The 23,885-nt window shown below is 63.1% G+C and carries 22 protein-coding genes; 9 read left to right on the forward strand and 13 right to left on the reverse strand.

All coding sequences use genetic code 11. The features are described 5' to 3' along the window. Positions 1-22: 22 nt before the first annotated feature. The 5 genes from Q8O80_RS20020 to Q8O80_RS20040 form a co-directional block, all read right to left on the reverse strand. Positions 23-565, reverse strand: a complete 543-nt coding sequence (locus Q8O80_RS20020; protein ID WP_305582612.1) for a MaoC family dehydratase — start codon at positions 563-565, stop codon at positions 23-25. Next, positions 562-1,626 carry a Gfo/Idh/MocA family protein gene (locus tag Q8O80_RS20025; protein WP_305582614.1) on the reverse strand — a complete coding sequence of 355 codons (1,065 nt, stop codon included), beginning with the start codon at positions 1,624-1,626 and terminating at the stop codon, positions 562-564. The genes Q8O80_RS20020 and Q8O80_RS20025 overlap by 4 nt, the downstream gene beginning before the upstream one ends. A 199-nt stretch (positions 1,627-1,825) precedes the next feature. Further along, entirely contained in the window at positions 1,826-2,155 is a 330-nt protein-coding gene (locus Q8O80_RS20030; RefSeq protein WP_305582616.1) for an L-rhamnose mutarotase, read from the reverse strand. A 159-nt stretch (positions 2,156-2,314) separates the two neighbouring features. After that, positions 2,315-3,136, reverse strand: coding sequence for an amidohydrolase (locus Q8O80_RS20035; RefSeq protein WP_305582618.1), 822 nt, complete (start codon positions 3,134-3,136; stop codon positions 2,315-2,317). Between the two features lie 96 nt (positions 3,137-3,232). Further along, the gene (locus tag Q8O80_RS20040; protein WP_305582620.1) at positions 3,233-3,991 is read right to left on the reverse strand and encodes an IclR family transcriptional regulator; all 759 of its coding nucleotides are present in this window, start codon (positions 3,989-3,991) and stop codon (positions 3,233-3,235) included. A gap of 221 nt (positions 3,992-4,212) precedes the next feature. On the opposite strand from Q8O80_RS20040, the gene Q8O80_RS20045 reads away from it, so the two are divergent. From Q8O80_RS20045 to Q8O80_RS20075, 7 genes are all read left to right on the forward strand, one after another. Continuing rightward, positions 4,213-5,541 carry an extracellular solute-binding protein gene (locus Q8O80_RS20045; protein ID WP_305582622.1) on the forward strand — a complete coding sequence of 443 codons (1,329 nt, stop codon included), beginning with the start codon at positions 4,213-4,215 and terminating at the stop codon, positions 5,539-5,541. A gap of 205 nt (positions 5,542-5,746) precedes the next feature. Next, entirely contained in the window at positions 5,747-6,661 is a 915-nt protein-coding gene (locus Q8O80_RS20050; RefSeq protein ID WP_305582684.1) for a carbohydrate ABC transporter permease, read from the forward strand. Then, on the forward strand, positions 6,658-7,515 hold the full coding sequence (locus Q8O80_RS20055) for a carbohydrate ABC transporter permease (RefSeq protein ID WP_305582624.1): 858 nt from the start codon (positions 6,658-6,660) through the stop codon (positions 7,513-7,515). The genes Q8O80_RS20050 and Q8O80_RS20055 overlap by 4 nt, the downstream gene beginning before the upstream one ends. A 10-nt stretch (positions 7,516-7,525) precedes the next feature. Further along, positions 7,526-8,611: an ABC transporter ATP-binding protein gene (locus tag Q8O80_RS20060; protein WP_305582626.1), complete on the forward strand. Its 1,086-nt coding sequence runs from the start codon at positions 7,526-7,528 to the stop codon at positions 8,609-8,611. Between the two features lie 2 nt (positions 8,612-8,613). Beyond that, positions 8,614-9,720, forward strand: coding sequence for a mandelate racemase/muconate lactonizing enzyme family protein (locus Q8O80_RS20065; RefSeq protein WP_305582628.1), 1,107 nt, complete (start codon positions 8,614-8,616; stop codon positions 9,718-9,720). Between the two features lie 10 nt (positions 9,721-9,730). After that, the gene (locus Q8O80_RS20070; protein WP_305582630.1) at positions 9,731-10,462 is read left to right on the forward strand and encodes an SDR family oxidoreductase; all 732 of its coding nucleotides are present in this window, start codon (positions 9,731-9,733) and stop codon (positions 10,460-10,462) included. A 32-nt stretch (positions 10,463-10,494) separates the two neighbouring features. Then, positions 10,495-11,769, forward strand: a complete 1,275-nt coding sequence (locus tag Q8O80_RS20075) for an L-fuconate dehydratase (RefSeq protein ID WP_305582632.1) — start codon at positions 10,495-10,497, stop codon at positions 11,767-11,769. A gap of 316 nt (positions 11,770-12,085) precedes the next feature. On the opposite strand, the gene Q8O80_RS20080 is transcribed toward Q8O80_RS20075, so the two are convergent. The 7 genes from Q8O80_RS20080 to Q8O80_RS20110 form a co-directional block, all read right to left on the reverse strand. Then, positions 12,086-13,162: a Gfo/Idh/MocA family protein gene (locus Q8O80_RS20080; RefSeq protein WP_305582634.1), complete on the reverse strand. Its 1,077-nt coding sequence runs from the start codon at positions 13,160-13,162 to the stop codon at positions 12,086-12,088. Beyond that, a complete protein-coding gene (locus Q8O80_RS20085; RefSeq protein ID WP_305582636.1) occupies positions 13,159-14,013 on the reverse strand; it encodes a sugar phosphate isomerase/epimerase in 855 nt (284 codons plus the stop codon). Before Q8O80_RS20085 ends, Q8O80_RS20080 begins: the two co-directional genes overlap by 4 nt. A gap of 14 nt (positions 14,014-14,027) precedes the next feature. Further along, on the reverse strand, positions 14,028-15,428 hold the full coding sequence (locus tag Q8O80_RS20090; RefSeq protein ID WP_305582638.1) for a CehA/McbA family metallohydrolase: 1,401 nt from the start codon (positions 15,426-15,428) through the stop codon (positions 14,028-14,030). Between the two features lie 182 nt (positions 15,429-15,610). Further along, the gene (locus Q8O80_RS20095) at positions 15,611-16,714 is read right to left on the reverse strand and encodes an ABC transporter ATP-binding protein (RefSeq protein WP_305582640.1); all 1,104 of its coding nucleotides are present in this window, start codon (positions 16,712-16,714) and stop codon (positions 15,611-15,613) included. Between the two features lie 5 nt (positions 16,715-16,719). Beyond that, the gene (locus Q8O80_RS20100) at positions 16,720-17,550 is read right to left on the reverse strand and encodes a carbohydrate ABC transporter permease (protein WP_305582642.1); all 831 of its coding nucleotides are present in this window, start codon (positions 17,548-17,550) and stop codon (positions 16,720-16,722) included. A 5-nt stretch (positions 17,551-17,555) separates the two neighbouring features. Next, a complete protein-coding gene (locus tag Q8O80_RS20105) occupies positions 17,556-18,494 on the reverse strand; it encodes a carbohydrate ABC transporter permease (RefSeq protein ID WP_305582644.1) in 939 nt (312 codons plus the stop codon). 106 nt (positions 18,495-18,600) lie between these two features. Beyond that, a complete protein-coding gene (locus tag Q8O80_RS20110) occupies positions 18,601-19,950 on the reverse strand; it encodes an extracellular solute-binding protein (protein WP_305582646.1) in 1,350 nt (449 codons plus the stop codon). A 317-nt stretch (positions 19,951-20,267) separates the two neighbouring features. On the opposite strand from Q8O80_RS20110, the gene Q8O80_RS20115 reads away from it, so the two are divergent. Beyond that, complete coding sequence (locus Q8O80_RS20115; RefSeq protein WP_305582648.1) at positions 20,268-21,308, forward strand: LacI family DNA-binding transcriptional regulator; 1,041 nt, start codon at positions 20,268-20,270, stop codon at positions 21,306-21,308. An 8-nt stretch (positions 21,309-21,316) separates the two neighbouring features. Next, positions 21,317-23,257, forward strand: a complete 1,941-nt coding sequence (locus tag Q8O80_RS20120; protein ID WP_305582650.1) for a DUF5054 domain-containing protein — start codon at positions 21,317-21,319, stop codon at positions 23,255-23,257. Between the two features lie 78 nt (positions 23,258-23,335). On the opposite strand, the gene Q8O80_RS20125 is transcribed toward Q8O80_RS20120, so the two are convergent. After that, complete coding sequence (locus tag Q8O80_RS20125; protein ID WP_305582652.1) at positions 23,336-23,875, reverse strand: NADPH-dependent FMN reductase; 540 nt, start codon at positions 23,873-23,875, stop codon at positions 23,336-23,338. Between the last annotated feature and the right edge of the window lie 10 nt (positions 23,876-23,885).

The raw sequence follows: 23,885 nt of genomic DNA on the forward strand, positions 1-23,885 counted from the left end.
GGAGGCGACGACGACAACTGGATCAACGCGCATCTGCCACCTCCGCGAAATCCTCGGGCCGGCGGTACTTCACCGTCTGGATATGTTCGCAGCACAGCACCAGTTCGCCCTCGCCCTTGAACACCTCATAGGACGCGCGGCACAGCCCGAGTCCCCGGTATTTCGGGTGTTTTTCGAGGTTGGTGCGGATGGTGTAGATGGTGTCGCCGATAAAGGTCGGCTTGATGAAGCGCAGCTTGTCATAGCCATAGCTGAAGGCGTTGACGCAATTGGTCGCCACCAGGCCGAGACCGGCGGAAAACACGAAAGCGCCGGCCACCAGCCGCCGACTGAACTGGCCCTCGGTGGTGGCGAAAATCTCGTCGGCGACATAGGGGTGCATGTCGGTCACCAGCGCATTGAAGGCCATGCTTTCGCCTTCGGAAATGGTGCGGCGCAGCGAGCGGATCTGGTGGCCCACTTCCCAGTCTTCGTAGAACCAGTTCTCGCTGTTCCACACCGGAATCGCGGCATGGGCGGCGGGCATGGTGCTGGGGTGGGTCGAGGAGGTGCCGATGGTGCTCATGGCCTGGCCTTGATCGGGGTTGCCGGGGTGGCGGCGGACTGGAAGGCGGCTTCGACCAGCGCCATGGTGTGCCAGGCATCTTCGACCGAGGTCAGCAGCGTCTGGTCCTCGCCAGCAGCGAAGCGCTGCAGATTGCTCATGGTGCCGATAAAGGCATGCGGGAACCAGCCGCCGGTCAGGGCAATCTGTTGCCAGTCCTCGCCCTTTCTGGCGATCCAGAGTTCGTCCGGCTCGCCTTGCGGATAGTTCAGCAGCAGGCCCAGCTTGACCATGGCGGCACCCTCGGTGCCCTCGAAGCGGAAGCTCGCGTCCTGGAACCTGCGGCCGAAATCATGGTGGTGATTGATCGACAGCGTCGTGCGCATGCCAGCGGCAAAGTCGAGCAGCGCACTGGTGCGGGTCTGGGCCAGGTCGGTCGAGGGATGGCCCATGGTGCGGGCGTGCACGCCAGTGGGGTTGCCGAGAAAGGCGCGGATCAGGTCGAGATAATGGATGGAATGCACGGCGATTTCGACGCGTGGCGTGCCTTTAAGAAACGGAAACAAATGCCAGGGCGTCACCAGATTGAGGTGCACCTCGGTGTCGATCAGTTCGCCCACGTAACCGCGCTGCAGCGCGTCGCGCACGGCCAGCATCATCGGGGCAAAGCGCAACTGGAAATTGACGGCGGCGATCAGGCGCTTGGCGCGGCACAGCTGCAGGATGGCCGTGGCCTGGGCCAGATCGCTGCCCATCGGCTTTTGCAGCAGCACGGTGGCGCCATCGGGCAGTCGGGCCAGCACATCGAGATGGGCCGCCGGGGGTAGCGCCAGATCATAGACAGCGTCCGGCATGGCCAGGGCCGCTTCGAGCGTGGCAAAGGCGGCGATATCCCATTTGGCGGCCAGGGCGCGGGCCTTGGCCCCGTCGATATCGAACACGCCCGCCACCGTGAAACCGGCCAGGCGATAGGCCGGCAGATGGGCGTCGTTGACGATGCCGCCAGCGCCGATGATGACGATCGGACGCGGCGCGCCGGGTTTGGGCCAGCTCTGCTGCAGATCGGAAAAATCGCTGGGCACGCCTGCCCTCCCCTCGCGACATGTTTGACATCATTCTTATGTGAATAATCTTTTCACATACGGGCGACGGAAGCAAGGGTGGTGTCGTGTCACAAGTGGCCCTGCACGGACAGGCCAGGGCGCAATGCGATGAGTCCTGCGGCAAAGCACAAGAGGCCTGCCAGCAGGCTTGGCCGCATGCCGGCAGCGTGCTGCCCGCTCAGTCGAGGTGGAAAACCTCCTCGGTGGCGGCCCACCATTCGCCCTCGGTCCGGCTGTCGAGCGGCGCCTGCATCGGCATGCACAAGGCCCACCATTGCTGGGTGATCGGGTCGGCGGCCATGGCTGCCATGTCGGCGTCATGGTCAGTGCCGGTATATTCGTAATAGGCAAACAGCAGGTTTTCCGGCTCGCGCAGGAAGATCGAGTAATTGGTAATGTTGCTGGCCTTAATCTGGGCCAGCACATCCGGCCAGACATCGGCGTGGACGCGCTTGTAGTCGGCGATCTGCTCGGGTTTGAGGCCGATCACGGCTCCGTAGCGTTGCATTTGAAGTCCTCCTTGGTTCGTTGCCCCCCACCCAACCTCCCCCTGACAGGGGGAGGGGCAGATCCGGTGTGGGGCTTGATCTCGCCCAAACCACCGACCGGATATATCCCCCTTCAGGGAAAGGTCATGCGGGGGTGGTGGATGGGCATTATGTAACTGCTAGACCTTGTAAATCCGCTCGGCATTGGCGTGCAGCAGCCTGGCCTTTTCGTCCTCGCTGGCGCCCTTGATGATCTGGTGCGTCGCCTCGACCCAGCGGGTCAGCGAGCCGGTCAGGGTCACCACCGGGTGATCGGAGCCCCAGACCACCCGGTCCCAGCCGAAACTCTCGATGATATGCTCGACATAGGGGCGGATGGTGTCGACGCTCCAGTCAGGCCCGGAATAAGCGACAATTCCGGAGATTTTGGTCACCATATTGGGCAGTTTGGCGATATTGCTGATGTGCTGGCGCCACGGATCGAGCCCGGCGCCGGTCACATCGGGCACGCCGCAGTGGTCGAGAATGAAGGTCACGTCGGGCGCGCGCTCGGCCAGCATCTGGCCGATCGGCAACTGATCGGCGCGCACGCAGAGGTCAAAGCTCAGATCGTAATCGGGCAGATGGCGGATGTTTTCGACGAACAGATCGGACTGGCTGAGATCGTCCGGCGCCTGGTGCAGAATGCGGCGCACGCCGGTGATGTGCGGGTGCTGGCTGAGCTGCTCGATATGGTCGACAAAATTCATCGATTCGGGCCGACAGGCGGCGATGGCGCCGGCAATGCGCGGCAGGGTGACCATGAATTCGCTCTCGGCCATCATGTCGGCGTCGGCGACATCGACCTCCATGTGCAGCGCCGATTCAATGCCCAGTGGCAGCGCCTCGGCGAAGTAGTTTTCCACCGTCCAGGGCTGGTTGATGGCCGGGGCACCCGCCAGCCAGGGATAGGCAAAGCGTTCGGGATAGACCAGGTGGAGATGGGTATCGAGAATGCGCATGGCGAGATTTCCTCCTAGAAATTCAAGGACCTGATAGCGGGCTTAGGCAGGCTCACGATGCGGCCTGGTTGGCGGCTTGGACTGGCTCTCCTCCGGTCAGCGCTGCGAGATTTCCTTGCCGGCCTGCTGCAACAGCTTGAGCACGGTCGGCATGGTCGGCGCGTCGAGCTTATCGAGGCGCTGCGTATAGGGACAGGTCAGGACGGCAATGACGGTGCCGAGCGGGCCAAAGATCGGCACGGAAAGGTTGGAAACCCCCGAGACCTGGGCGCTGGGCATCATTTCATAGCCCTGCTCGCGCACCCCGATCAGTCGCGCGTCGAGGCCCTTGGGCATTTGCTCGATACGGCCAAGATCCTGCTCCTCAAGCATCAGCAGCCGCTCCTCGGGTGTTGCAAAGGCCAGAAAGACGTGGCCGGAACCCGTATTGACCAGGCTGATGCGGCTGCCGACGCGAATCGAGACGTTCCAGTAACCGGGACCGTCGACCTGGGCGATGACCACCAGGATATTGCGGTCCTGCACCACCAGATGACAGGCCTGCTCGGCCTTGAGGGCAAAATTGCGCAGCACCGGCATCGCCTGGCTGATCAGCCGGTGCATGGGCGGGCGGGCATGGCCCAGCTCGAACAGTTTGAGGGTGATTTCGTAGCGGTCTTCAGGGGTTCGGCGCACATAGTCGCGGCGCACCAGCCGGTCGAGCATGCGATAGATTTCATTGGGCGTGCGGTCGAGCGCCTTGGCGATCTCGGCCTGGCTCAGCCCGTCAGCGGAGCCGGCCAGCAGTTCGAGAATGTCGAGCCCCTTGTCCAGCGCCGGCGCCCGATAGCGCTCTGCATCATCATCAATCGTCACGTTCCACCGCCCTCCCGATCTCTCGCCACCACCTGGCTCCAATGGCTAACACATTGTTAACAAAACCATCACCAGATGCCCGCTGCCGTGCACAATAAACCAGTACCCCAATCTATTGACGCCGGGTTTACGTTTGTGCTTACCTACGAATAGACTTTTCACATATGGATGATCAAGCCACAATACGGGGCGGCATCGGAAAGGTTTTCTGGAGGAAAATAATGGCAAACAAGATTCTGGTCAGGGCACTCCTGGCATCATGCGCAGTGGTGGCCCTGTCGGGTGCCGCAGCCGCACAAGACTTCGACTATGGCTCGTTCCCCGACTACACCCTCAAGGTGAAGCTGATCGGCGGCACGCAGTATGAAAAGCTCTATACCCGCATTCCCGAGTGGGAAGCGCTGACCGGCGCCAAGGTCGAGATCGTCTCGTCAAAGAACCACTTCGATCTCGATCGCGAGATCAAGCAGGACATCGCCACGGGCCAGATCACCTGGTGCGTCGGCTCCAACCACACCAGTTTCGCGCCGCAATATGGCGATCTGTATATCGACCTGGCGGAAGCAATTCCGGCAGAAGAGCTGGCCAAATATGTTCCCGGCACGCTCAAGTCGTCGATGGTGGATGGCCGGCTGGTGCAGCTGCCGCGCGTCACCGACGTCTCCAATCTCTACTACCGCAAGGACCTCTATGAGGACCCGGCCAGGATGGAGGCGTACAAGGCCGAGTTCGGCACCGATCTGGCGCCAGCCAAGACCTATGAGGAACTCAAGCAGCAGATCATTTTCTTTGCTGATCCGCCGAACCTGTACGGCACCGCGTTTGCCGGCAAGGACGAAGGCATGTCGGGCCGGTTCATGGAAATCCTGCGCGCCAATGGCGGCGATCTGTTTGACGAGAACTGGAACCCGACCTTCAACTCGCCCGAAGGCGTGGCTGCGTTGAACTGGTTCAAGGAGATCTATGATGCCGGCGCAGTGCCGGCCGGTACGGTGAACTATACCTGGGACGATATCGGCCAGGCCATGGCTGCCGGGCAGCTGGCCGTCGATCTGGATTGGCCGGGCTTTGCCGGCTTCTACAGCGACCCAAGTGCGTCAAAGATCTCGGACGTGCTCGGCTTTGCCGTATCGCCCGTCGGCTCTGCCGGTGTCCGCGGTGGCTGGTCTGGCTCGCACTCGTTCTCGGTGACCGAGGCGTGCGACAACAAGGAAGCGGGAACCTCGTTCGCCGTGTTCCTGACCAATGACGAAAGCGCAATGATGGAAGCGGAAGCCGGCAATCTGCCGACCCGCAGCAAGACCTTCGATGACGTCATCAACTATTTCAACGAGAACGGCAAAACCGCGCTCGCCGAAATGTTCCCGATCTGGCAGGCCAGCCTGGCCGATGCACGGACGCCGCCATTGATCCCGCAGTGGATCGAAGTCAGCAACGTGCTGTGGCCACAGCTGCAGGCTGCCATTGTGGGTGAAAAGACCGCACAGGAAGCGCTCGACAAGGCTGCTGATGACGCCCGCATCATTCTTGAAGATGCCGGTATTCTGTAAGGCTCAATGCCGCCGCAGTTGATGCGGCGGCACCCCCCGCCGGATGGTCCAGGCAATACGGTGCCGCGACCGCGCTATGCTCCCTCGCCCCCCAGGGGAGAGGGAGAACGGCGCATCTGACGGCATTCAGCCCAGGGAACCACGCTGAGCTAGACCAAGGAATATCGTGACCACAACCACCGAACCACTTTCCCGGCCGGGCTTCATGGAGGGCGTTGCTGCCTTTTTCCGGTCGCCGCGCGCTGTGCCCTATCTGCTGCTGCTGCCGGCCATGATCGTCATTCTGGCGGTGGTGCTGGTGCCGCTGCTGGTGTCGTTCTGGACCAGTTTCACCAGCTACAACCTGACCAAGCCAGCAACGCTGTTCAACTTTGTCGGCCTGCGCAACTATCAGCGCCTGCTGGGCAATGAGGATTTCTGGTGGGCCTTTGGGCGCACCTTCATGTTCGTGACCATTACGCTGAACCTGGAAATGCTGCTGGGCCTGGGCCTGGCGCTGCTGATCAACAAGATCACCTGGGGCCAGCGCACCCTGCGCACCATCATGATGTTCCCGATGATGTTCTCGCCCATTCTGGTGGGCTTCCAGTTCAAATACATCTTCAATGACTCGATCGGCCTGGTGAACAATGCGCTGTTCGATCTCGGGCTGATCTCCCAACCCATCCCCTGGCTGGTCGATGGCACGCTGGCCAATTTTTCCATCATATTTGCCGAAATCTGGATGTCGACCTCGATCTTCGCCATTCTGCTGCTGGCGGGACTGATGGCCTTGCCCAAGGATCCCATCGAGGCCGCCAAGGTCGATGGCTGCAATCCGCTGCAGGTGTTCCAGCACATCACCCTGCCCTTCCTGATGCCGTTTATCTACATCGCCATGACGATCCGCTCGCTCGATGTCGCCAGGGCCTATGACATGGTGCGCATCATGACCAATGGCGGCCCGGCGGGCCGTACGGAGCTGATCTGGACGCTGATGACCCGCACCGGGTACCAGAACAGCCAGATGGGCATGGCCAATGCCATGGGCTATATTTCGATCCTGCTCTCAATCGCCTTTACCGTGTTCTTCTTCCGCAAGCTCACCGCGGCACGCAGCTTTATGGGAGGCGCACAATGAGCCAGATGAGCATGGAAAAGCCCTGGCAGCGCTGGCTGATCCGGTTTGGCGTGTTTGTCGCCATGGTGATCCTGACCGTGCCGGGCCTGTGGGTGGTGCTGACCGCCTTCCGCCCCAATATCGAAGTGCTGGCGCGCCCCGCCGTCTGGATTCCCCAGCAGTGGACGCTGGACAATTTTGCCCGGCTGTTCGGGCAATCCGACGCCCAGCAGGGCCTGCCGGTGGCACAGTATTTCATCAACTCGCTGGTCATCTCGCTGACCTCGACCGTCATCGCGGTGGTGATCGGCATGGCCGGCGGCTACGCCTTTGCCCGCTACCGCTTCCGCGGCAAGGCGACGCTGTTTCTCGCCTTCATGCTGAGCCGCACCGTGCCGGGTGTGGCGCTGAGCCTGCCACTATTCATCATCTGGGCGCGGCTGGGGATCATCGACACCAGTTTCGGGCTGATCGTGGTTTATCTGGCGGTCAATATCCCCTTCACCATCTGGCTGACCGACGGGTTCTTCCGGCAGATTCCGGTCGATCTGAGCGAAGCCGCCCAGATCGATGGCTGCACCGCCTGGCAGGCTTTCTGGAAGATCGAATTCCCGCTGGCCCGCTCCGGGCTGGCCTCGGCGGCGATCTTTGCCTTTCTCACCTCGTGGAACGAATATGCGCTGGCCAGCCAGTTGACCCGCACCACAGCGAGCAAGACCATGCCGGTCGGGCTCATGGACTTTACCGCCCAGTTCACCGTGGACTGGACCGGCATGAGCGCCATGGCCGTGCTCATCATCATTCCCGCCCTGGTTCTGACCTTCATCGTGCAAAAGCACCTGATTGCCGGTCTGACCTTTGGCGGCGTCAAATAAGGATATATCGGTGGCACAGGTTCGTCTGGACAAAGTCAGCAAGAGCTATGGCAAGCTGGAGACGGTGCATGGCATCGATCTCGAAATCGCCCATAACGAGTTCGTCGTGCTGGTGGGGCCCTCGGGCTGCGGCAAATCCACCACGCTGCGGATGATTGCAGGGCTCGAGGAAATCACCAGCGGCAAGATTTCGATCGGCGACCGCGTGGTCAATGATCTGCCGCCCCGGGCGCGCAATATCTCCATGGTGTTCCAGAGCTATGCGCTCTACCCGCACATGACGGTACGCGACAATCTCGGCTTCGGACTCAAGATCGCCAATATGGCCGAAGCGGAAATCACCAAGCGGGTCGATGAGGCCGCCGAAATCCTGGGACTTGGGCCGTATATGGACCGGCTGCCGGCGAACCTGTCGGGCGGGCAACGCCAGCGCGTTGCGATGGGCCGCGCCATTGTGCGCAATCCCGACGTGTTCCTGTTTGACGAGCCGTTGTCCAATCTGGACGCCAAGCTGCGCGGCCAGATGCGGGTGGAAATCAAGAAGCTGCACCAGCGGGTCAAGACCACGGTGATCTATGTCACCCACGACCAGGTCGAGGCGATGACGCTGGCCGACCGCATCGTGATCATGCGCGATGGCCATATCGAGCAGATCGGTACGCCCTCGGAAGTGTTCGAGCATCCGGTCAATATCTTCGTCGCCGGCTTCATCGGCAGCCCGCCGATGAATTTGCTCGACGCGGTGGTGAGCAATGGCAAGGCGCGGCTGAGCGACGGCATTGAGGTGCCGCTGCCCGCCGGGATGGCGGTGCAGGAGAACCAGGAGATCGTGCTGGGGTTCCGGCCGGAGAGCCTGGCCCCCAAGGGCCATGCCCTGCATGGCGATGGCGCGGCGCTGACGCTGGAGCGCACCGTCGTCATCGCCGAGCCGCTGGGCACCGAGACCATTCTGTTTGTGGAAATGGGCGGCATGGATGTGCAGGCCAAAATGCTCAATCCACGCGTTGTGGCCCCCGGCGAAACGCTGGAATTCACTCTCGATCTGAGCCGGCTGCATGTCTTTGACAAGGCATCGGGCAAGCGCGTGACGGTGTAGGCATGGCCAAGATCGTTCGTATCGACCTGCTGATGGTCGACCTGGTACCCAAGGTCAAACGGGTCGACGCGATCCAGAGCTTTGTCTCCCAGGAAACCCCGTTTGTGCGCATCACCGATGCCGATGGCGTGGTTGGCACCGGCTATAGCTATACAATCGGCACGGGCGGGCCTTCGGTGATGGCCCTGCTGGAACGCACGCTGGGACCGGCGATCATCGGCCGGGACGCCTATGACATCGAGGCGATCTGGCGCGACCTGCTGTTTCTGACCCATGCCACGACGGTGGGCGCGCTGACGGCCATCGCCATGGCGGCGATCGACACGGCGCTGTGGGATTTGAAGTGCCGCAAGCTGGGCCTGCCGCTGCACAAGCTCGCCGGCGGGGCGCAGCGCGAGATCGCGCTCTACACCACCGAGGGCGGCTGGCTGCACATCGAGCAGGCGGCGCTGGTGGAGGACGCCCTGCGGGCCAAGGAAGCCGGGTTTGGCGGCTGCAAGCTCAAGGTCGGGCGACCGATCCATGAGGACGTGGCGCGCATTGCTGCGGTCCGCGACGCCGTGGGGCCGGGCTTTGAGATTTTCACCGACGCCAACCAGGCCTTTGCGGTGGACGAAGCGATCCGCCGGGCCCGCGCCTATGAGCCGCTCGATATTGGCTGGCTGGAAGAGCCCCTGCCCGCCGACGACATTTCGGGCCATGTGCGGCTGAGCGAGCATACCAGCCTGCCCATCGCGGTGGGCGAAAGCCTCTATTCGATCAGCCATTTCCGCGAATATCTGCAGCGCCATGCCGCCAGCGTGATTCAGGTCGATGTCGGCCGGATTGGTGGCATTACCCCCTGGCTGAAGGTGGCGCATATGGCCGAGGCGTTCAATGTCGCGGTCTGCCCGCACTTCCTGATGGAGCTGCATGTATCGCTGTGCGCGGCGGTGCCGAATGCCCGCTGGGTGGAGTACATTCCCCAGCTGGACGCCCTGACCACCCAGGGCATGAGCATCCAGAACGGCAAGGCCCGACCATCGGATGCGCCAGGGCTGGGTATTGAATGGGATTTTGACGCCATCAACCGCCTGGCGGTCGAGGGCAGTCGCACAACACTACAGTAGGAAACCAGGCATGGCCGATCTCACCGGGAAAATCGTTCTCATCACCGCTGCGGCGCAGGGCATTGGCCGGGCCTCGGTGGAGGCTTTCGTCAAGGCGGGCGCCAAGGTGATTGCCACCGATATCAATGCCGGCAAGCTGGCCGAACTCGAGGGCATGGCCGGCGTTACCACGCGGGTGCTCGACGTGCTGTCGGCCGAGGCGGTCAAGCAGGCGGTCGCCGAGATCGGCCAGATCGACGTGCTGTTCAACTGCGCCGGCGTGGTGCACTCGGGCAGCGTGCTGGAAATGCGCGATAGCGACCTCGACTTTGCGTTCGATCTCAACGTCAAAGCGCAGATCCGCACCATCCAGGCCGTGCTGCCACAAATGCTGGCGCGCCAGGACGGCGCCATCATCAACATGGCCACGGTCGCTTCTTCGGTGAAGGGCGTGCCCAACCGGGCCGCCTATACCATCTCCAAGGCTGCCGTGGTCGGACTGACCAAGTCGATTGCCGCCGATTTCACCACCCAGGGCATCAGGGTCAACGCCATCTGTCCGGGCACGGTGGATTCGCCCTCGCTGCATGAGCGCTGGCACGCCACAGGCGATTTTGAGGCGGCCAAAAAGGCGTTCATCGCCCGCCAGCCAATCGGCCGTATCGCCCGGCCCGAGGAAGTGGCCGACCTGGCCGTCTATCTGGCCGGGGCCACCTATACCACCGGCCAGGTTCACATCATCGATGGCGGCTGGACCGCCTGATCCCACCAGTACACTCTGGTACCGAGTATGCCATGACCAAGATTACCAGCCTGACCACCCACGATCTGCGCTTTGCCACCTCGGCTGCGCTGGACGGTTCGGACGCGATGAATCCGGACCCCGACTATTCAGCCGCCTATGTCATTGTGGGCACCGATGGCGCCCATGAGGGCCATGGGCTGACCTTCACCATCGGACGCGGCAATGAAGTGGTGGTTGCGGCCATCGCCGCCCTGACCGAGCGCGTCGTGGGCCTCGATCTGGCATGGATCGTGGAGAATCCCGGCCGTTTCTGGCGGCACATTACCGGCGACAGCCAGCTGCGCTGGATCGGCCCGGACAAGGGGGCGATGCATCTGGCGACCGGGGCGGTGGTCAATGCGGTGTGGGACCTGATGGCAAAGGCGGCGGGCAAGCCGGTCTGGCAATTGGTGGCCGATATGAGCCCCGAACAGCTCGTCTCGATCATCGATTTCCGTTATCTCACCGATGCCATCACGCCCGCAGAGGCGCTGGCCATTTTCCAGCAGGCCGCGGTGGGCAAGGCCGAGCGGGTGGCGACCCTCAAGGCGGAAGGCTATCAGTGCTACACCACCTCGGCAGGCTGGCTGGGCTATTCGACCGACAAGCTGACCCGGCTGGCGAGCGAGGCGGTCGCAGCCGGCTTCCAGCACATCAAGATGAAGGTTGGCCGCGATCTGGATGACGATATCCGGCGGCTCGAGATCGTGCGGTCGATCATGGGACCGGACCGCCATCTGCTGATCGACGCCAACCAGGTGTGGGAGGTCGATGAGGCGATCGACTGGGTCAGGCAATTGAGCCGCTTCAACCCCTATTTCATCGAGGAGCCGACCAGTCCGGACGATGTTTCGGGCCACCGGGCGATCCGCACGGCCATTGCGCCGGTCAAGGTGGCGACCGGCGAAATGTGCCAGAACCGCATCATGTTCAAGCAGTTCATTAAGGACGGCGCCATCGACATCGTGCAGATCGATGCCTGCCGGATTGGCGGACTGAACGAAGTGCTCTCGGTGCTGGTGATGGCGGCGAAATACGGCTTGCCGGTATGGCCGCATGCCGGCGGCGTGGGGCTGTGCGAATATGTCCAGCACCTCAGCATGATCGACTATCTGGTGGTCTCGGGCAGCAAGGAAGGTCGCGTGATCGAATATGTCGATCATCTGCACGAGCACTTCATCGATCCCTGCGAGATCCGCAACGCCGCCTATATGCCGCCGACCCAGCCGGGTTTTTCGATCCAGATGAAGGCGGCTTCGATTGCCGACAACGCCTTCAAAAGCTGATTGCCGCCGGGCTGCCCAGAGCCAGCGTTACGCGATGGTAACGCTGCGCATCCGACTGGGAGTCCTGCCATGGGCCTTGCGGCAATGCTCGCAGAACCGGGTCCGGCTGACGACGCCGGTCCTGGTGTGGGCCCGAGGCGCAAGTGTCGGGGCCGTTTGAGATTTGGCGGGAGGCGGATACCGCCCTAGCACGGGTCATTCCGGCGAAGGCCGGAGTGACATGGTGGTTTTTGCGCGTCTTTGTCTGGCTTTCCTGAACCTGAGCGCAGCGGCTTGCGGGGGGGCGCCACCGGCAGGATAGCGGCCCGGAATGTCTTCAGTGCACCGGATGGAAATGGCGGGCCACTTCCCTGAACAGGTTCAGGTCCTGCAGTGAATCGGCCAGCGTGGTGCGGTTGGGCCGGCCTGTGGTGACGCTGTCGTGGAAGGCGTCGAGCTCGATGCGGAAGGGATCTTCGTAGACCGGGCCGATGATTTCGGTGCCCGTATCGGTATCGCTCGAGGATGTAATCTCCAGACGCGTCGGCAGGTTGCGGATATAGGGCGTGTCGTAGTTCAGCTTGAAATGCTGGCGCTGGGTCAGCACTTCAATGCCGGCGTCAAAGCGGGAGACGTCGTCGATCACCGCCTCGTAGAGCGCGGTGAAGTGCCCGTAGTCAAACAGCGCGACCACGGTCTCACCATTGTGCTGCACCGCGTAGCGAACACCTTTGGGTGCGCCCAGCAGGTCGCGCATCGCCGAAAAGCTGTGCGAGGACAGACCGGTCAGCACCTGATAGGCGCGCAAGGCATCGGGCGGGCAATCCTCACCCATGACAGCGCGCAGCATGGCCTGGGTGCGGCTGCGGCCAGCGGCGATGAGTTCGGGCGGAACGTCGCTGGGGCGAAAGATGTTGCGGGTCTGGGCGACAAAGAAGGGCGCCTCGCGGATGATGTCGCGGATGCGGACATGGCGGATCTCGTCAAGCGGCGGCAGGCGCTGCTTGAGTTCGAGGAAAGGCCGCGAGAAACGCCGCATATAGCCCACGAACACCACCTGGCCGGGGCGCTGGGGCAGCTCGAGGATGGGGCGCAACTGGTCGGCGCCGAGGCAGGCCGGCTTTTCGATGAAGACATGCTTGCCCGAGGCGATCGCCTGCTCCAGCAATTCGGCATGCAGGTGATCGGGCGTCAGGATGAACACGGCGTCCAGCGCCGGATCAGCGATCAATGCCGCAGCATCGGCGTGGCGCGTCGGCACGCCATAGCGGGTGGCGACGTAATCAACCAGGCTCGGCGACACATCGGTGACGGCGGCAATGGCAAAACGGCTATCGTCGGCCAGCAGCGGCAGGTGCATGAGCTGACCGACTTCGCCGAGGCCGATCAGGCCGGTCTTGATGGGATGGGTCATGGGGCGATGGCATTCATGTAAGCGAGGTTGCGGGCGGCCAGTTGCAGCGGCGTTTCGGCCGCATCGGCGGCAATGTCCTGCTCGACAACGATGGGGCCGGTAAAGCCGCGCTCGGCCAGCAGGCGCATGACGGCCTGGATATCGACCACCCCGTCGGGCAGCGGGCACATGACGCCGGCGCCATAGGAATCGGCAACCGAGAGCTGCCCGTCGAGCACGCGCTGGCGCACAGCACCATCGACGTTTTTCAGGTGCATATAGGCAATGCGGGGATAGACGCGCGCCATATAGGCCAGCGGGTCCTGATCCCAGAAGGCGTGGTGGCCGGTATCAAAGCACAGGTCGATGTCGGTTTGCTGCAGCAGCCGATCGATCTGGCTTTCGCGCTCCACGGCAGTGCCGATATGGGGATGAAAGCTGAGCTTGAGGCCAAACCCGCCTTCGACCAAATGCTGCGCATCGCGCACCACCTGAGTCAGACCATTCCAGCCTGCGGCGTCCAGCACTCCTTCCTGGCCCTTGGGGTACCAATTGCTCTCATCCATGAGAACAAGGTGCTCGGCGCCAAGCGACACCAGCAGCGGCGCCAGATCGCGCAGGGTCTGCATCAAGTGGGGCCCCGAAGCGCTGTCGCCGAAGGTATGGACATGGGTCGCGCCGACCATGGTCAGGTTACGCCGGGCCAGTTCGGCCTTGAGCAGAGCCGGGTCCCTAGGCAGGAAGCCGAACGGCCCCAGTTCGGTGCCGCGATAGCCGGCAGCGGCAACCTCATCGAGATATTGTTGCCAGCTATAGGCATTGCCGGTGGGATAGGTGATGCCCCAGGAGCAGGGTGCGTTGGCGATCAGCATGTGTGGTTCTCGATTCAGTCCAGATAGATCGGATTGCTCAGCGCCCGTCGGATGGGCTGGCTGCTGAGGTCGGCGCCCTTGAGTTGCCAGGGCAGTTCGCGGCCCTCGAGCGCGGCGGTGAAGTCGGCAACGAGCCGGTCGCGGCTGGCTGCGGCGACAATTTCGGCGCGCAGGAATTTCTGCGGGGAAGCCAGCGCGATACTGGCCTGCCAGTCATCCCTGTCGATGGCGAGATCGGCAATGGGGCCGCTGGCATCAATGAGCACCAGCCGGTCACCTGCCGCGCCGCGCGCCAGGGCGGTGATTGCGGCAGGGTTCGAGACTGTGCCCCCCATCACCACGTCGCCGACCGCAAGCTCGAGATGCGGGCCGGACGGGCTTTCGGTGACATAGCCCTGCCCTGCCCGCATTGCCGCGAGAATGGCGTCTTCGCTGAGTTCGTCCAGCCACAGGACAGTGGTGGGCCGAGCCAGCACCAGTGGTCCTTCCGGCATGAGGCGGTCGGGCTGGTGAAAATCCGAGCCGCCAATGGCCGACAGGCGGATGCCCGAGGCCAGCCGCTGCTGATAGCGCTCAAGCGCGATCCAGTTCCAGGCCAGCCAGGTGGATTGCCAGACCTCCTGGCAATCGGCAGCGGGAAACTCGTAGTCCCAGGGAATGGTCGGCTTGTCGTGGTTGATCGAGAGCAGCCCGCCCTGATCATGCACCAGCGTGGCCAGGGTATGGGCGTCCGCGGGCCGGGTCATGCGGAAGTCGATCCAGGCGTCCACGCCATAGACATTGGCGTGGCCTTCGGCCGTAGTCACTTCCATGGCGCGCACGAAGACCAGTTTGGGCGAGGATTGCGGGTGGAAATAGCGCCTTTGGGTCGTGGTATTGTGGTCGGCGATGGCGAGAAAATCGAGTCCGGCCTGGCGCGCGGCTGCATGCAGCAATTCGGGCGAGCCCTTCGCATCGGAATGGAAGGTGTGGCAGTGCAGATCGCCCCGGTACCAGCCGGCCTCTCGGCGCACCGGAAAAGTGCGGGCGGGCTGCGGCAGGATGGGGCGGGCAGCGCTGTCGAGCGCGATGGTCACGGTGACCTCGGCGCCCGCTTCTGGCAGCTTGTAGAGCCCCAGAATGACATTCCAGCGGCCCGCCGGGATGTCGCCATGGACATAGCCGGGCGTTGCGTCGTCGGTGGCGATGAAAAAGTGGTCGCGGGCGCCGCCGCTCCAGCCCCGAAAGCCCTGGGCGCTGGGATAGCCAGTGTCGCGCGGGTCGAATGCGCCCAGATCAATGACGCAGTCGTCGGCCTTGGCATAGGCCAGGGTGACATCGATCCGCGTCGTGCCGGCGGGGACCTCGAAAGGTATATAGAAATAGGGATTGGCGGCCTGGTCGGCGCGGGTGATGCGGGCGGTGATGGTGGTCATGTCAGCAATGTCTCACAGGTGCCTGGCCCAGACGCTGAACGCCACCTCCCCCTTGACGGGGGAGGCTGGGAGGGGGTGTTGGGAGCCCCGATATCCGGGCCAAACGCCCCCCACCCTTGATCCCTTCCCGCAAGGGGGAGGGTGTCGACTGAGGCAGTCGCGGTCGAGCAATGTTCAGACTGCTATTCCCCATCGGCGGGAATGCGGTTTCCCACGCCGTCGAACAGGTGCACATGCTCGCGCGAGAAGCCCAGCGTCACTGCGTCATTCAGCGCGATGTGGTCATCGGTAAAAATGCGTGCCGTGACGCGCGAGCCGTCCGGCCGCTCAATGGTGACCAGGCTTTCGGGCCCCATATTCTCATTGGCAAAGAGCTGGCCGGAAATGGTGTTGGGTGCGCCCGGCTCGGCAATGGCCAGATGTTCGGGGCGAACGCCCAGCGTCAGGGTCTTGCCGCCGCCAAGCGCCGCGCTGATGGCCGATGACATGGTCAGGCCATCCAGCGTTATGCCAATGGCGGAGAGCTGCAACTGGCCATCGCCGTGCACCGCATCCACCGGCACCAGGTTCATCGGCGGATTGCCGACGAAATTGGCGACGAAGGTGGTGGCGGGGCGACGATAGATCTCGATGGGCGAGGCATATTGCACGATCTGGCCCTGGTCCATCACCGCGATGCGGGTGGCCAGCGCCATGGCCTCGGCCTGGTCATGGGTGACGTAGACGGCTGTCATGCCCATGTCGCGCTGCAAATGGTTGAGGAAGCCGCGCGCCTCAAGGCGCAGCTTGGCGTCAAGATTGGAGAGCGGCTCGTCAAACAGATAGACTTGGCTCGGATAGACCAGCGCGCGGGCCAGCGAGGTGCGCTGCTGCTGGCCGCCCGAGATCTGGCTCGGCAGCCGGTCGAGCAGATGGCCGATCTTGAGTACATCGGCCACTTCCCTGGCACGGCCGTGCCGTTCGGTCACCGACTTGCCGCGCACCTTGAGCGGATAGGCGATATTGTCGGCCAGGTTCATGTGCGGATAGAGCGCATAATCCTGAAACACCATCGAGATCTGACGGTCCTTGGGGTGGTAGTGGGTGACGTCATCACCCCCTATCAGCACCTGACCAGCCGTCGGCGTCTCCAGCCCGGCGATCATGCGCAGACTGGTGGTCTTGCCACAGCCCGATGGGCCCAGCAGGCAGACGAACTCGCCGTCGCCAATGGAAAAACTCACATCCGACACGGCATTGAAGCTGCCGAAGGTCTTGGTGACGTTGCGGAATTCTACTGATGCCATGAGGTTCAGGCCTTGATGCCGCCAAAGAACCGGAAGCCGAACTTCCAGCTGACGAAGAGATAAAGGGCGATGACGGGAAGCGAATAGATCAATGAATAGGCGGCCAGCAGCGTCACGATCGGCGTACCGGCCTCCGAATAGAACGAGTAGATGGCCACCGAGGCGGGCATGTTGGTGTCGCTGCGCAGCAGGATGAAGGGGATGAGGAAGCTGCCCCAGATATTGACGAAGCTCCACACCACCACGACCACGATGCCCGGCCGGATGACCGGTAGCGCCACATCGAAAAACGCCTGCACCGGCGATGCGCCGGCCACCATGGCGCTTTCCTCATAGGATTTGGGAATGGAGTCGATGAAGTCGCGCAGGATGAACATGGCGGTGGGCAGCAGCCCGCCCGCAAAGGTGAGGATGACGGCCAGATGGGTGTCCATCAGCCCGGCAGCCGAGACGATCAGAAAGATCGGCACCATGGCGGCCGACCCCGAAACCACCGAGGAAAACAGCAGCAGGATATAGGTGACGGCGCGCTTGCCGGGCAGCGCCGAGCGCGACAGTGCGTAAGCCGCCAGAGTTGCCGCCGCGCCCACCAGGATGACCCCGCCAACCGACTGGATCAGGCTGTTCCACAGCGCCCGCACGGCGAAATTATTGCCAAACACCGTGACGAAATTGGCCAGCGTCCAGGGATCGGGCACGGCCAGTCCCAGTTCGGCCCGCGCATTGAACGGCGCAAACAGGAACCACAGCAAGGGGAGCGCGAAGGCCGCGCCAATCAGCGCCGCCAGTGCCGAAAAGGCGATGCGGCCCAGAAAGGCGGAGAGGGTGAGCTTCATCGGGGTCAGCCCTTCTTCTTGCGGCCGAGGCTGAGATAGACCAGCGCGAACGCCAGATTGATCAGCATCATGATGACACCCACCGCGGCGCCCTTGCCGAACTGGAAGTCGTTGAAGGCGACGCGGTAATTGTAGATCGACACCAGCTCGGTGCGGTAGCTGGGCCCGCCATTGGTCAACAGGAACGGGGTGAAGGTATTGAAGGTCCACATGGTGATCAGGATCAGATCGGTGACGATGTGGCCGCGGATCAGCGGCAGGCCGATATCGCGGAATTTTTGCCAGGAGGAGGCGCCGGCCACGTCGGCGGCCTGGAAATAGCTGGGCGGAATTGACGAGAAGGCCGAGCCGAACAGCATCATCGAGAAGGCTGCGCCGCGCCAGGTATTGAACACCACGATGACCCAGAAGGGTTGCTCGAGCAGGAAATCACCCTTGGGCAGGCCGACGCTGGTGAGCATGGCATTGAGCGTGCCCTGATCGCGATCAAGGAAGGCGAACCAGGCAAAGCCGATCACCACTTCGGGCAGGATCCAGGCGGCAATGACGAAGGTTTCGGTGATGCGCTTGACCCATGGCGGCACGGTCTGGATCAACCAGGCCAGGAGCAGGCCGAGCAGGGCCTGGCCGAACAGCGCCGAGGCCAGCACGAACTGGGTGGTCAGGATCAGCGAGAAGCCGAACTGGCCGCGCTGCAGGAAATTGGACGGGTCGAACAGCGTGAAATAATTGGCCAGCCCGACAAATTCGGGATTGAGTGCGGTCTTGCCCAGCAGCGTCCGGTTGGTGAAGGAAACAAAGATCACCCAGAAGAACGGCACGATGACGAAAACCGAAACCAGCAGGCCCGCCGGTGTCAGGAAGGCCGCGCCTGCCTTGTTGGACAGGAGCGCAAAGTTTCTGACCTTGCGTTTGGGTTTCGTCTCGATCTGTGTGGTGGTCATGCGCGCTTCCGGTGGGGTTCCCCTCCCCGTGCGGGGAGAGAGGCGATGGGGCCGCGATTGCGCCCGGCATCCCGAAGGACGCCGGGCGCGGGAGGGAGACGGGCGGTCAGAGCAGGCTGACGGTGTTTTCTTCGCCGACAATGCCGATAACCGAGGCCTTGTACTGGGCCATGGCTTCTTCCGGTGACAGTTCGCCGGACACGACGGCTTCGGTCATGCGCTGGATCTCGGCCGAGACGGTATTGTAGTTTTCGTCATTCGGCCGCGCCGTGGTGAGCGGCAATAGCGTCTGGCTGGCCTCGGTCAGGAACGGATTGTTGGGGATCTCGATATCGGTCCGGGCGGTGATGCGCGGCTGGATCGCCTGGAAGGCGTTCTGCATGTCGGGCTCGTTCATGAACGAGAGCAGGGCCCAGGCTTCCTTGGGGGCGTCGGTGGCCGGATTGAGCACAAAGCCCGTGCCGCCCGAAATGGTCACGAAATCCTGGCCGCGAATGCCGGCGCCCGGCACCTTGGCCGGCACCTTGGCCCAGCCCATGACCGTATCACGGTCGGCCACGGCGAATTCAGAGCCTTCGGCCGTTACCGAGCGGTAGAAATAGTCCCCCTCAAACAGCAGGGACGTCACGCCGTCGCGGAAATTGGCGAAGGAGCGGTTGCGGCCATCAGCCAGCAATTGGGCGCGCTGGTCGCCGAGCTGTTCATCGACATAGATGGTCTTGTAGAGATTGAGCGTATCGAGAATGCCCTGGCTGGCGACGATGTACTTGCCATTGTCGTCCATCACGGCTTCGCCGGTGCCCAGCAGCGCCAGCCAATAGCCCTGCATGGTGGTGGCTTCGCCCATGGCAACGCCGGCATTGAGCTGGATCGGGAAGCTGTCGGGCCTGACCTTCTTGATGGCGCGCGCAGCGTCCAGCACGTCTTCCCACGAGGTGGGCTGCCAGGTGTCGGCGTCAATGCCGGCTTCGGCCAGAATGTCCTTGCGCGTATGGATCATGCGCACATCGGTACCGAGCGGAATGCCGTAATACTGGCCCTGATACTGCATCAGCGCCCGCGAACCGTCCGACAGGGCCGCCCAGCCGGACCAGCCATCGACCTCGGCGCCGGCAACTTCGTTGAGCGGCTTGAGCAGCCCGCCTTCCACAAAGCTGGGAATCAGGAAGCCGTCAAAGGCGGTGACGTCGGGCCCGGCGCCGGTCGAAAAATCGAGTGCCAGCTGCTGGGTCAGTTGGGCGTCTTCGCCGCCGAACTGGTTGAGATTGACCTTGATGTCGGGATTGGCGGCTTCAAATGCCGGAATGACGTCGTTCTGGATCCATTCGGCGGTACCAGAATTGACGCCGCCAACAACGCAGCGGCAGGTGATGTCGAGATCCACGGCGACAGCAGGACCAACCAGGACAGTGGCGCCGATCAGGCTGAACGCAAGGCTACGCAGACGATTGCTCATCGCAAAACTCCTCCCAAGTGATGGCTCCGAATTCTCCGGTAGCCGCTATTGGCCTCCGCCATGCCGGGGAAGCCTGTGGAGAATGAACACGTTTTCATTTTTCGTCAATGCGGAGAATTCGCTGACGAAAAACGCACCATTCCGATCGGGCGGAGCTTTGCCAGAGTTTTGCAACAAAGCCATGACAACGCTGGGATATATGGGCATGTGTACGCATTCTTGTTGTGCCCCCTGCCCTCACTATGGCTTGACAGTTCGCCGGTCCGAGGCCAGAGAATTGATCACGATTTCATTCATTGAGTGACGGGAGAGCGTGGTTGAGTGATGCGGGGGGAATGGGACGCGGACGGGCGACGGCCGAGATGGTGGCTCAGCGCGCCAATGTTTCGCGCATTTCGGTATCGCGCGCCTTCAACAGCCACACCTCGCTCAAGCCTGAAAAGCGCGCGCTGATCCTGCGCATTGCCGAGGAGCTCAACTACACGCCAGACCGGGCGGCCCGCGCCCTGGTCAGCGGCCGCTCCCATCTGATCGGGGTGATCGTGCCGGACGTGTGCAGCCACTGGGAGAGCCAGGAGGTCGATGCCCTGACCACGGCGCTGCAGAATGAGGGCTTTGCCACGCTGCTGTTCAAGACCCGCACCGACTACAGCATGGACGAAAAGCTGCTGGCCTATATGCGCGGCTTCAACCCCGATTCGGTGATCGCCTTCGTGGAGAACGTCAAGCCGACCACCCTGGCCCAGTTTCTCGACCGCGCCGTGCCGATCTATGTGCACTATCCCCATCCGGGCGAGCCTGAACCCGCCGAGACCGGGCCTCTGCACGACCGGCTCAACGTGTTGCAGCGCCCTGGTATCGAGCAGGCCGTCGCGATGCTGCAAGGCTATGGCGCCAAGCGGATCGCCTATGTCTCGGGCGTCGAACGATCGCAGGCCAATACGGCGCGTGAGCATATGCTGCGCACCGTGATGGCCGAACGGGGCCTGGCGCCCCCGACCATTGCGGTCGGCGATTTCAGTTATGACGCCGCCTATGCGGCAACCATTGACCTGTTCCGGGTCGGGGACGGGGCCGACGCGATCTTTGCCGCCAATGACGTCGGCGCGTTCGGCGTGCTTGACGCGCTGCGCCACGAGCTTGGCCTGCGCGTGCCCGAGGATGTGCAGGTCGTTGGCTTCGACGACATCGCCCAGTCACACTGGAAAAGCTACAATCTGACCACGGTCAAGTTTGACCTCGAAGAGCGGGTGCGCGCGCTGGTGCGCCTGATCCTGCGGCGGCTGAAGACGCCCGACGCGCCGACGCTGCACGAAACGCTGCAAACCCGGCTCGTCGTCCGCGGCACGGTAGGCTAGCGCTGCCGATGACCAAGCGACACATTCATCTGGTGTTCAAGACCCATCTCGACATTGGCTTTACCGACCACGCAGCGCGCGTGCGCTCCCAGTATCACGAGCAGTTCATCCCCCAGGCCATCGCCACGGGTGAACATTTCTTTGCCGAAGATCCTGACCATCCCGCTTTCATCTGGACCACCGGCGCCTGGCTGATCTGGGATCATCTGCAGAGCCAGCCCGCCGCGCGGGTGAAGCGGCTGGAGAGGGCGATCGAGCGCGGGCTGATCGCCTGGCATGCCCTGCCCTTCACCACCCATACCGAATTGATGTCGCCTGCGCTGTTCCGCGCCGGGCTGAGCTATGCGCAGGAACTCGACCAGCGCTTCGGCAAGACCAGTATCGCCGCCAAGATGACCGACGTGCCCGGCCACACGCTGGGCATGGTGCCGCTGCTGGCCGAAGCCGGGATCAAATTCCTGCACCTGGGCGTCAATACCGCCAGCCCGGTGCCCGATGTGCCGCCCATCTTCCGCTGGCGCGCGCCTGACCAGTCGGAAGTGGTGGTGATGTACCAGGCATCCTATGGCGCGACCGATTTTCCTGCCGGGCCTGATATCGGCCTGAGCTTTGCCCATACCAATGACAATATCGGCCCGCAGAGCGTCGGACAGACCGTTGAAGCCCTGCGCCACCTCCAGAACGCCCATCCCGACGCCAACATCACCGCCTCCACGCTTGATGCTTTCGGGGCGCAGATGTGGGACCGGCGTGCCCAGTTCCCGGTACTCGAGCAGGAGATCGGCGACAGTTGGATCCATGGCGCGGCCAGCGATCCGGTCAAGCTGGCGCGCTTCCGCGCCCTGCAACGACTTCATGATGGATTTGACGCCCCGACCCCGCAGCGTCTGGCCTTCGGGCGCGGGCTGACCATGGTGGCCGAACACACCTGGGGCGTCGACATCAAGACCTATCTGCGCGACGAGACGGCCTGGGACCGGACCGATTTCGACGCCGCGCGGCAGACCGACTATCGCTTTGCCTATGCCGAACAATCTTGGGCCGAGCAGCGGGGCTATCTCGATGCGGCCCTGCAAGCCCTGACGCCGGCAGACCGCTCCAGCGCCGACGCCGCGCTGGCTGAACTCATCCCGCCGGCGCCGGCCACCCCCCTGCCCGGCAGCGTGCTGCGCGACAAGGGCTGGACTGCCGAGCTCGACGCCAGCACCGGCGACATCGCCAGGCTCACCGCACCGGACGGTACCGTTGTCGCAGGCATGGCCGGCAGCCTGCTCGGCTACCGCCACGAAAGCTATGACAGCCGTGAATTGCAGCGCCATCTCGACAGCTATCTACAGCATCGCGAGGACTGGGCCATTCTCGATCACGACAAGCCCGGCCTCGAAACGGCGCGGACCGCGCGAACCGCCGCCTTCACCCCGGCCCATCTCGGCATCGCGCCGGATGGCCGCACCGCTATCGCCGAATTGCCGGCTGAGGCGCGCGAACGGCTCGGCGGGCCGGGCCGCCATGAGCTGGCGATCCGTGGCCTCGACACTCACCGCGTGGAAATCACGCTGGTACTGCGCGATAAACCGGCCAATCGCCTGCCCGAGGCCGGCTTTGTGTCGCTCACCCCAGCGGGCGCGCAGCACTGGCAACTGCAAAAGCTCGGTATCTGGAACGATGGACACAACATTGCCCGTCGCGGCGGCGGTCAATTGCAGGCCGTGGCGGCAGTGCGCGCCCAACTGGGTGACCGGCAGCTGACGGCGACGCTGCTCGACAGCGCCCTGGTGGCGCCGGCTGCGGCGCCCTTCATGCCGTTCCAGCCGGCGGTGCCCGACTATGAGCAGGGTCTGCGTCTCAATCTCTACAACAACAAATGGGGCACCAATTTCCCCATGTGGTGGGAGGGCGAGCTGGTCTGCCGGGTGGTGATTGCGCTGACGCGCCTTGAGGCCGAGTGATGTTGCCGGTGCGCTAACGCGGTCGTGTTCCGCGCACACCAGAGGCACGCCCGCAACCACCCCCTGGAAGCGCTGCTATCAGCTGGCCTGCCGCCGCAGAAAGGCGACGAACTCAGCCAGCCGGGCGGCACCAAAGGTGAGCACGGCTTCGTCGGTAATGCGCCCATTGCTGGTTTTGTCATTGGCGAAGGGCACCACGACCTCAAGCGAAGGGAACACCAGAGCGAGCATGCCATTGAGCATGTACTTCAAATGGCTCTGCGCCCGAACCCCGCCCAGGGCGCCCCCCGATACCGAAATTGCGAAGCACGGCTTGCTGAGGAACACCGAATTATAGGCCGGCCGCGACGCCCAATCGATGGCGTTCTTGAGCACGCCGGGGATGGAATAATTGTATTCCGGCGTTACAAAAACCACCCCGTCGGCCGCTCCGATTGCCGCGATCAGGGCAATGACATGGGGGTCATCGAGCGTATCGGCATTGTAGTGGGGAAGGCTACCGATCTCGGCAAAGCTCACCTCGGCGTCGTTTTCCAGCCGTTCGGCCATGGACTTGGCCATCGCCCTGGAGGCGGAGGCGGCGCGCAGGCTGCCCACCATAAACAGAAGTTTCGGCATCAGGTCTTTC

Origin of the sequence: Devosia sp., from assembly GCF_030689745.1 — a bacterium.
GTDB classification, from domain to species: Bacteria; Pseudomonadota; Alphaproteobacteria; order Rhizobiales; family Devosiaceae; genus Devosia; species Devosia alba.

Excerpts from the sequence above, each read along its gene's own strand:
- Q8O80_RS20095 (WP_305582640.1), bottom strand. The coding sequence starts at position 16,714 with ATGGCATCAGTAGAATTCCGCAACGTCACCAAGACCTTCGGCAGCTTC.
- Q8O80_RS20090 (WP_305582638.1), bottom strand. The coding sequence starts at position 15,428 with ATGACCACCATCACCGCCCGCATCACCCGCGCCGACCAGGCCGCCAAT.
- Q8O80_RS20125 (WP_305582652.1), bottom strand. The coding sequence starts at position 23,875 with ATGCCGAAACTTCTGTTTATGGTGGGCAGCCTGCGCGCCGCCTCCGCC.
- Q8O80_RS20045 (WP_305582622.1), top strand. The coding sequence starts at position 4,213 with ATGGCAAACAAGATTCTGGTCAGGGCACTCCTGGCATCATGCGCAGTG.
- Q8O80_RS20100 (WP_305582642.1), bottom strand. The coding sequence starts at position 17,550 with ATGAAGCTCACCCTCTCCGCCTTTCTGGGCCGCATCGCCTTTTCGGCA.
- Q8O80_RS20110 (WP_305582646.1), bottom strand. The coding sequence starts at position 19,950 with ATGAGCAATCGTCTGCGTAGCCTTGCGTTCAGCCTGATCGGCGCCACT.
- Q8O80_RS20035 (WP_305582618.1), bottom strand. The coding sequence starts at position 3,136 with ATGCGCATTCTCGATACCCATCTCCACCTGGTCTATCCCGAACGCTTT.
- Q8O80_RS20075 (WP_305582632.1), top strand. The coding sequence starts at position 10,495 with ATGACCAAGATTACCAGCCTGACCACCCACGATCTGCGCTTTGCCACC.
- Q8O80_RS20085 (WP_305582636.1), bottom strand. The coding sequence starts at position 14,013 with ATGCTGATCGCCAACGCACCCTGCTCCTGGGGCATCACCTATCCCACC.
- Q8O80_RS20120 (WP_305582650.1), top strand. The coding sequence starts at position 21,317 with ATGACCAAGCGACACATTCATCTGGTGTTCAAGACCCATCTCGACATT.
- Q8O80_RS20050 (WP_305582684.1), top strand. The coding sequence starts at position 5,747 with ATGGAGGGCGTTGCTGCCTTTTTCCGGTCGCCGCGCGCTGTGCCCTAT.
- Q8O80_RS20080 (WP_305582634.1), bottom strand. The coding sequence starts at position 13,162 with ATGACCCATCCCATCAAGACCGGCCTGATCGGCCTCGGCGAAGTCGGT.
- Q8O80_RS20020 (WP_305582612.1), bottom strand. The coding sequence starts at position 565 with ATGAGCACCATCGGCACCTCCTCGACCCACCCCAGCACCATGCCCGCC.
- Q8O80_RS20065 (WP_305582628.1), top strand. The coding sequence starts at position 8,614 with ATGGCCAAGATCGTTCGTATCGACCTGCTGATGGTCGACCTGGTACCC.
- Q8O80_RS20070 (WP_305582630.1), top strand. The coding sequence starts at position 9,731 with ATGGCCGATCTCACCGGGAAAATCGTTCTCATCACCGCTGCGGCGCAG.
- Q8O80_RS20055 (WP_305582624.1), top strand. The coding sequence starts at position 6,658 with ATGAGCCAGATGAGCATGGAAAAGCCCTGGCAGCGCTGGCTGATCCGG.
- Q8O80_RS20030 (WP_305582616.1), bottom strand. The coding sequence starts at position 2,155 with ATGCAACGCTACGGAGCCGTGATCGGCCTCAAACCCGAGCAGATCGCC.
- Q8O80_RS20105 (WP_305582644.1), bottom strand. The coding sequence starts at position 18,494 with ATGACCACCACACAGATCGAGACGAAACCCAAACGCAAGGTCAGAAAC.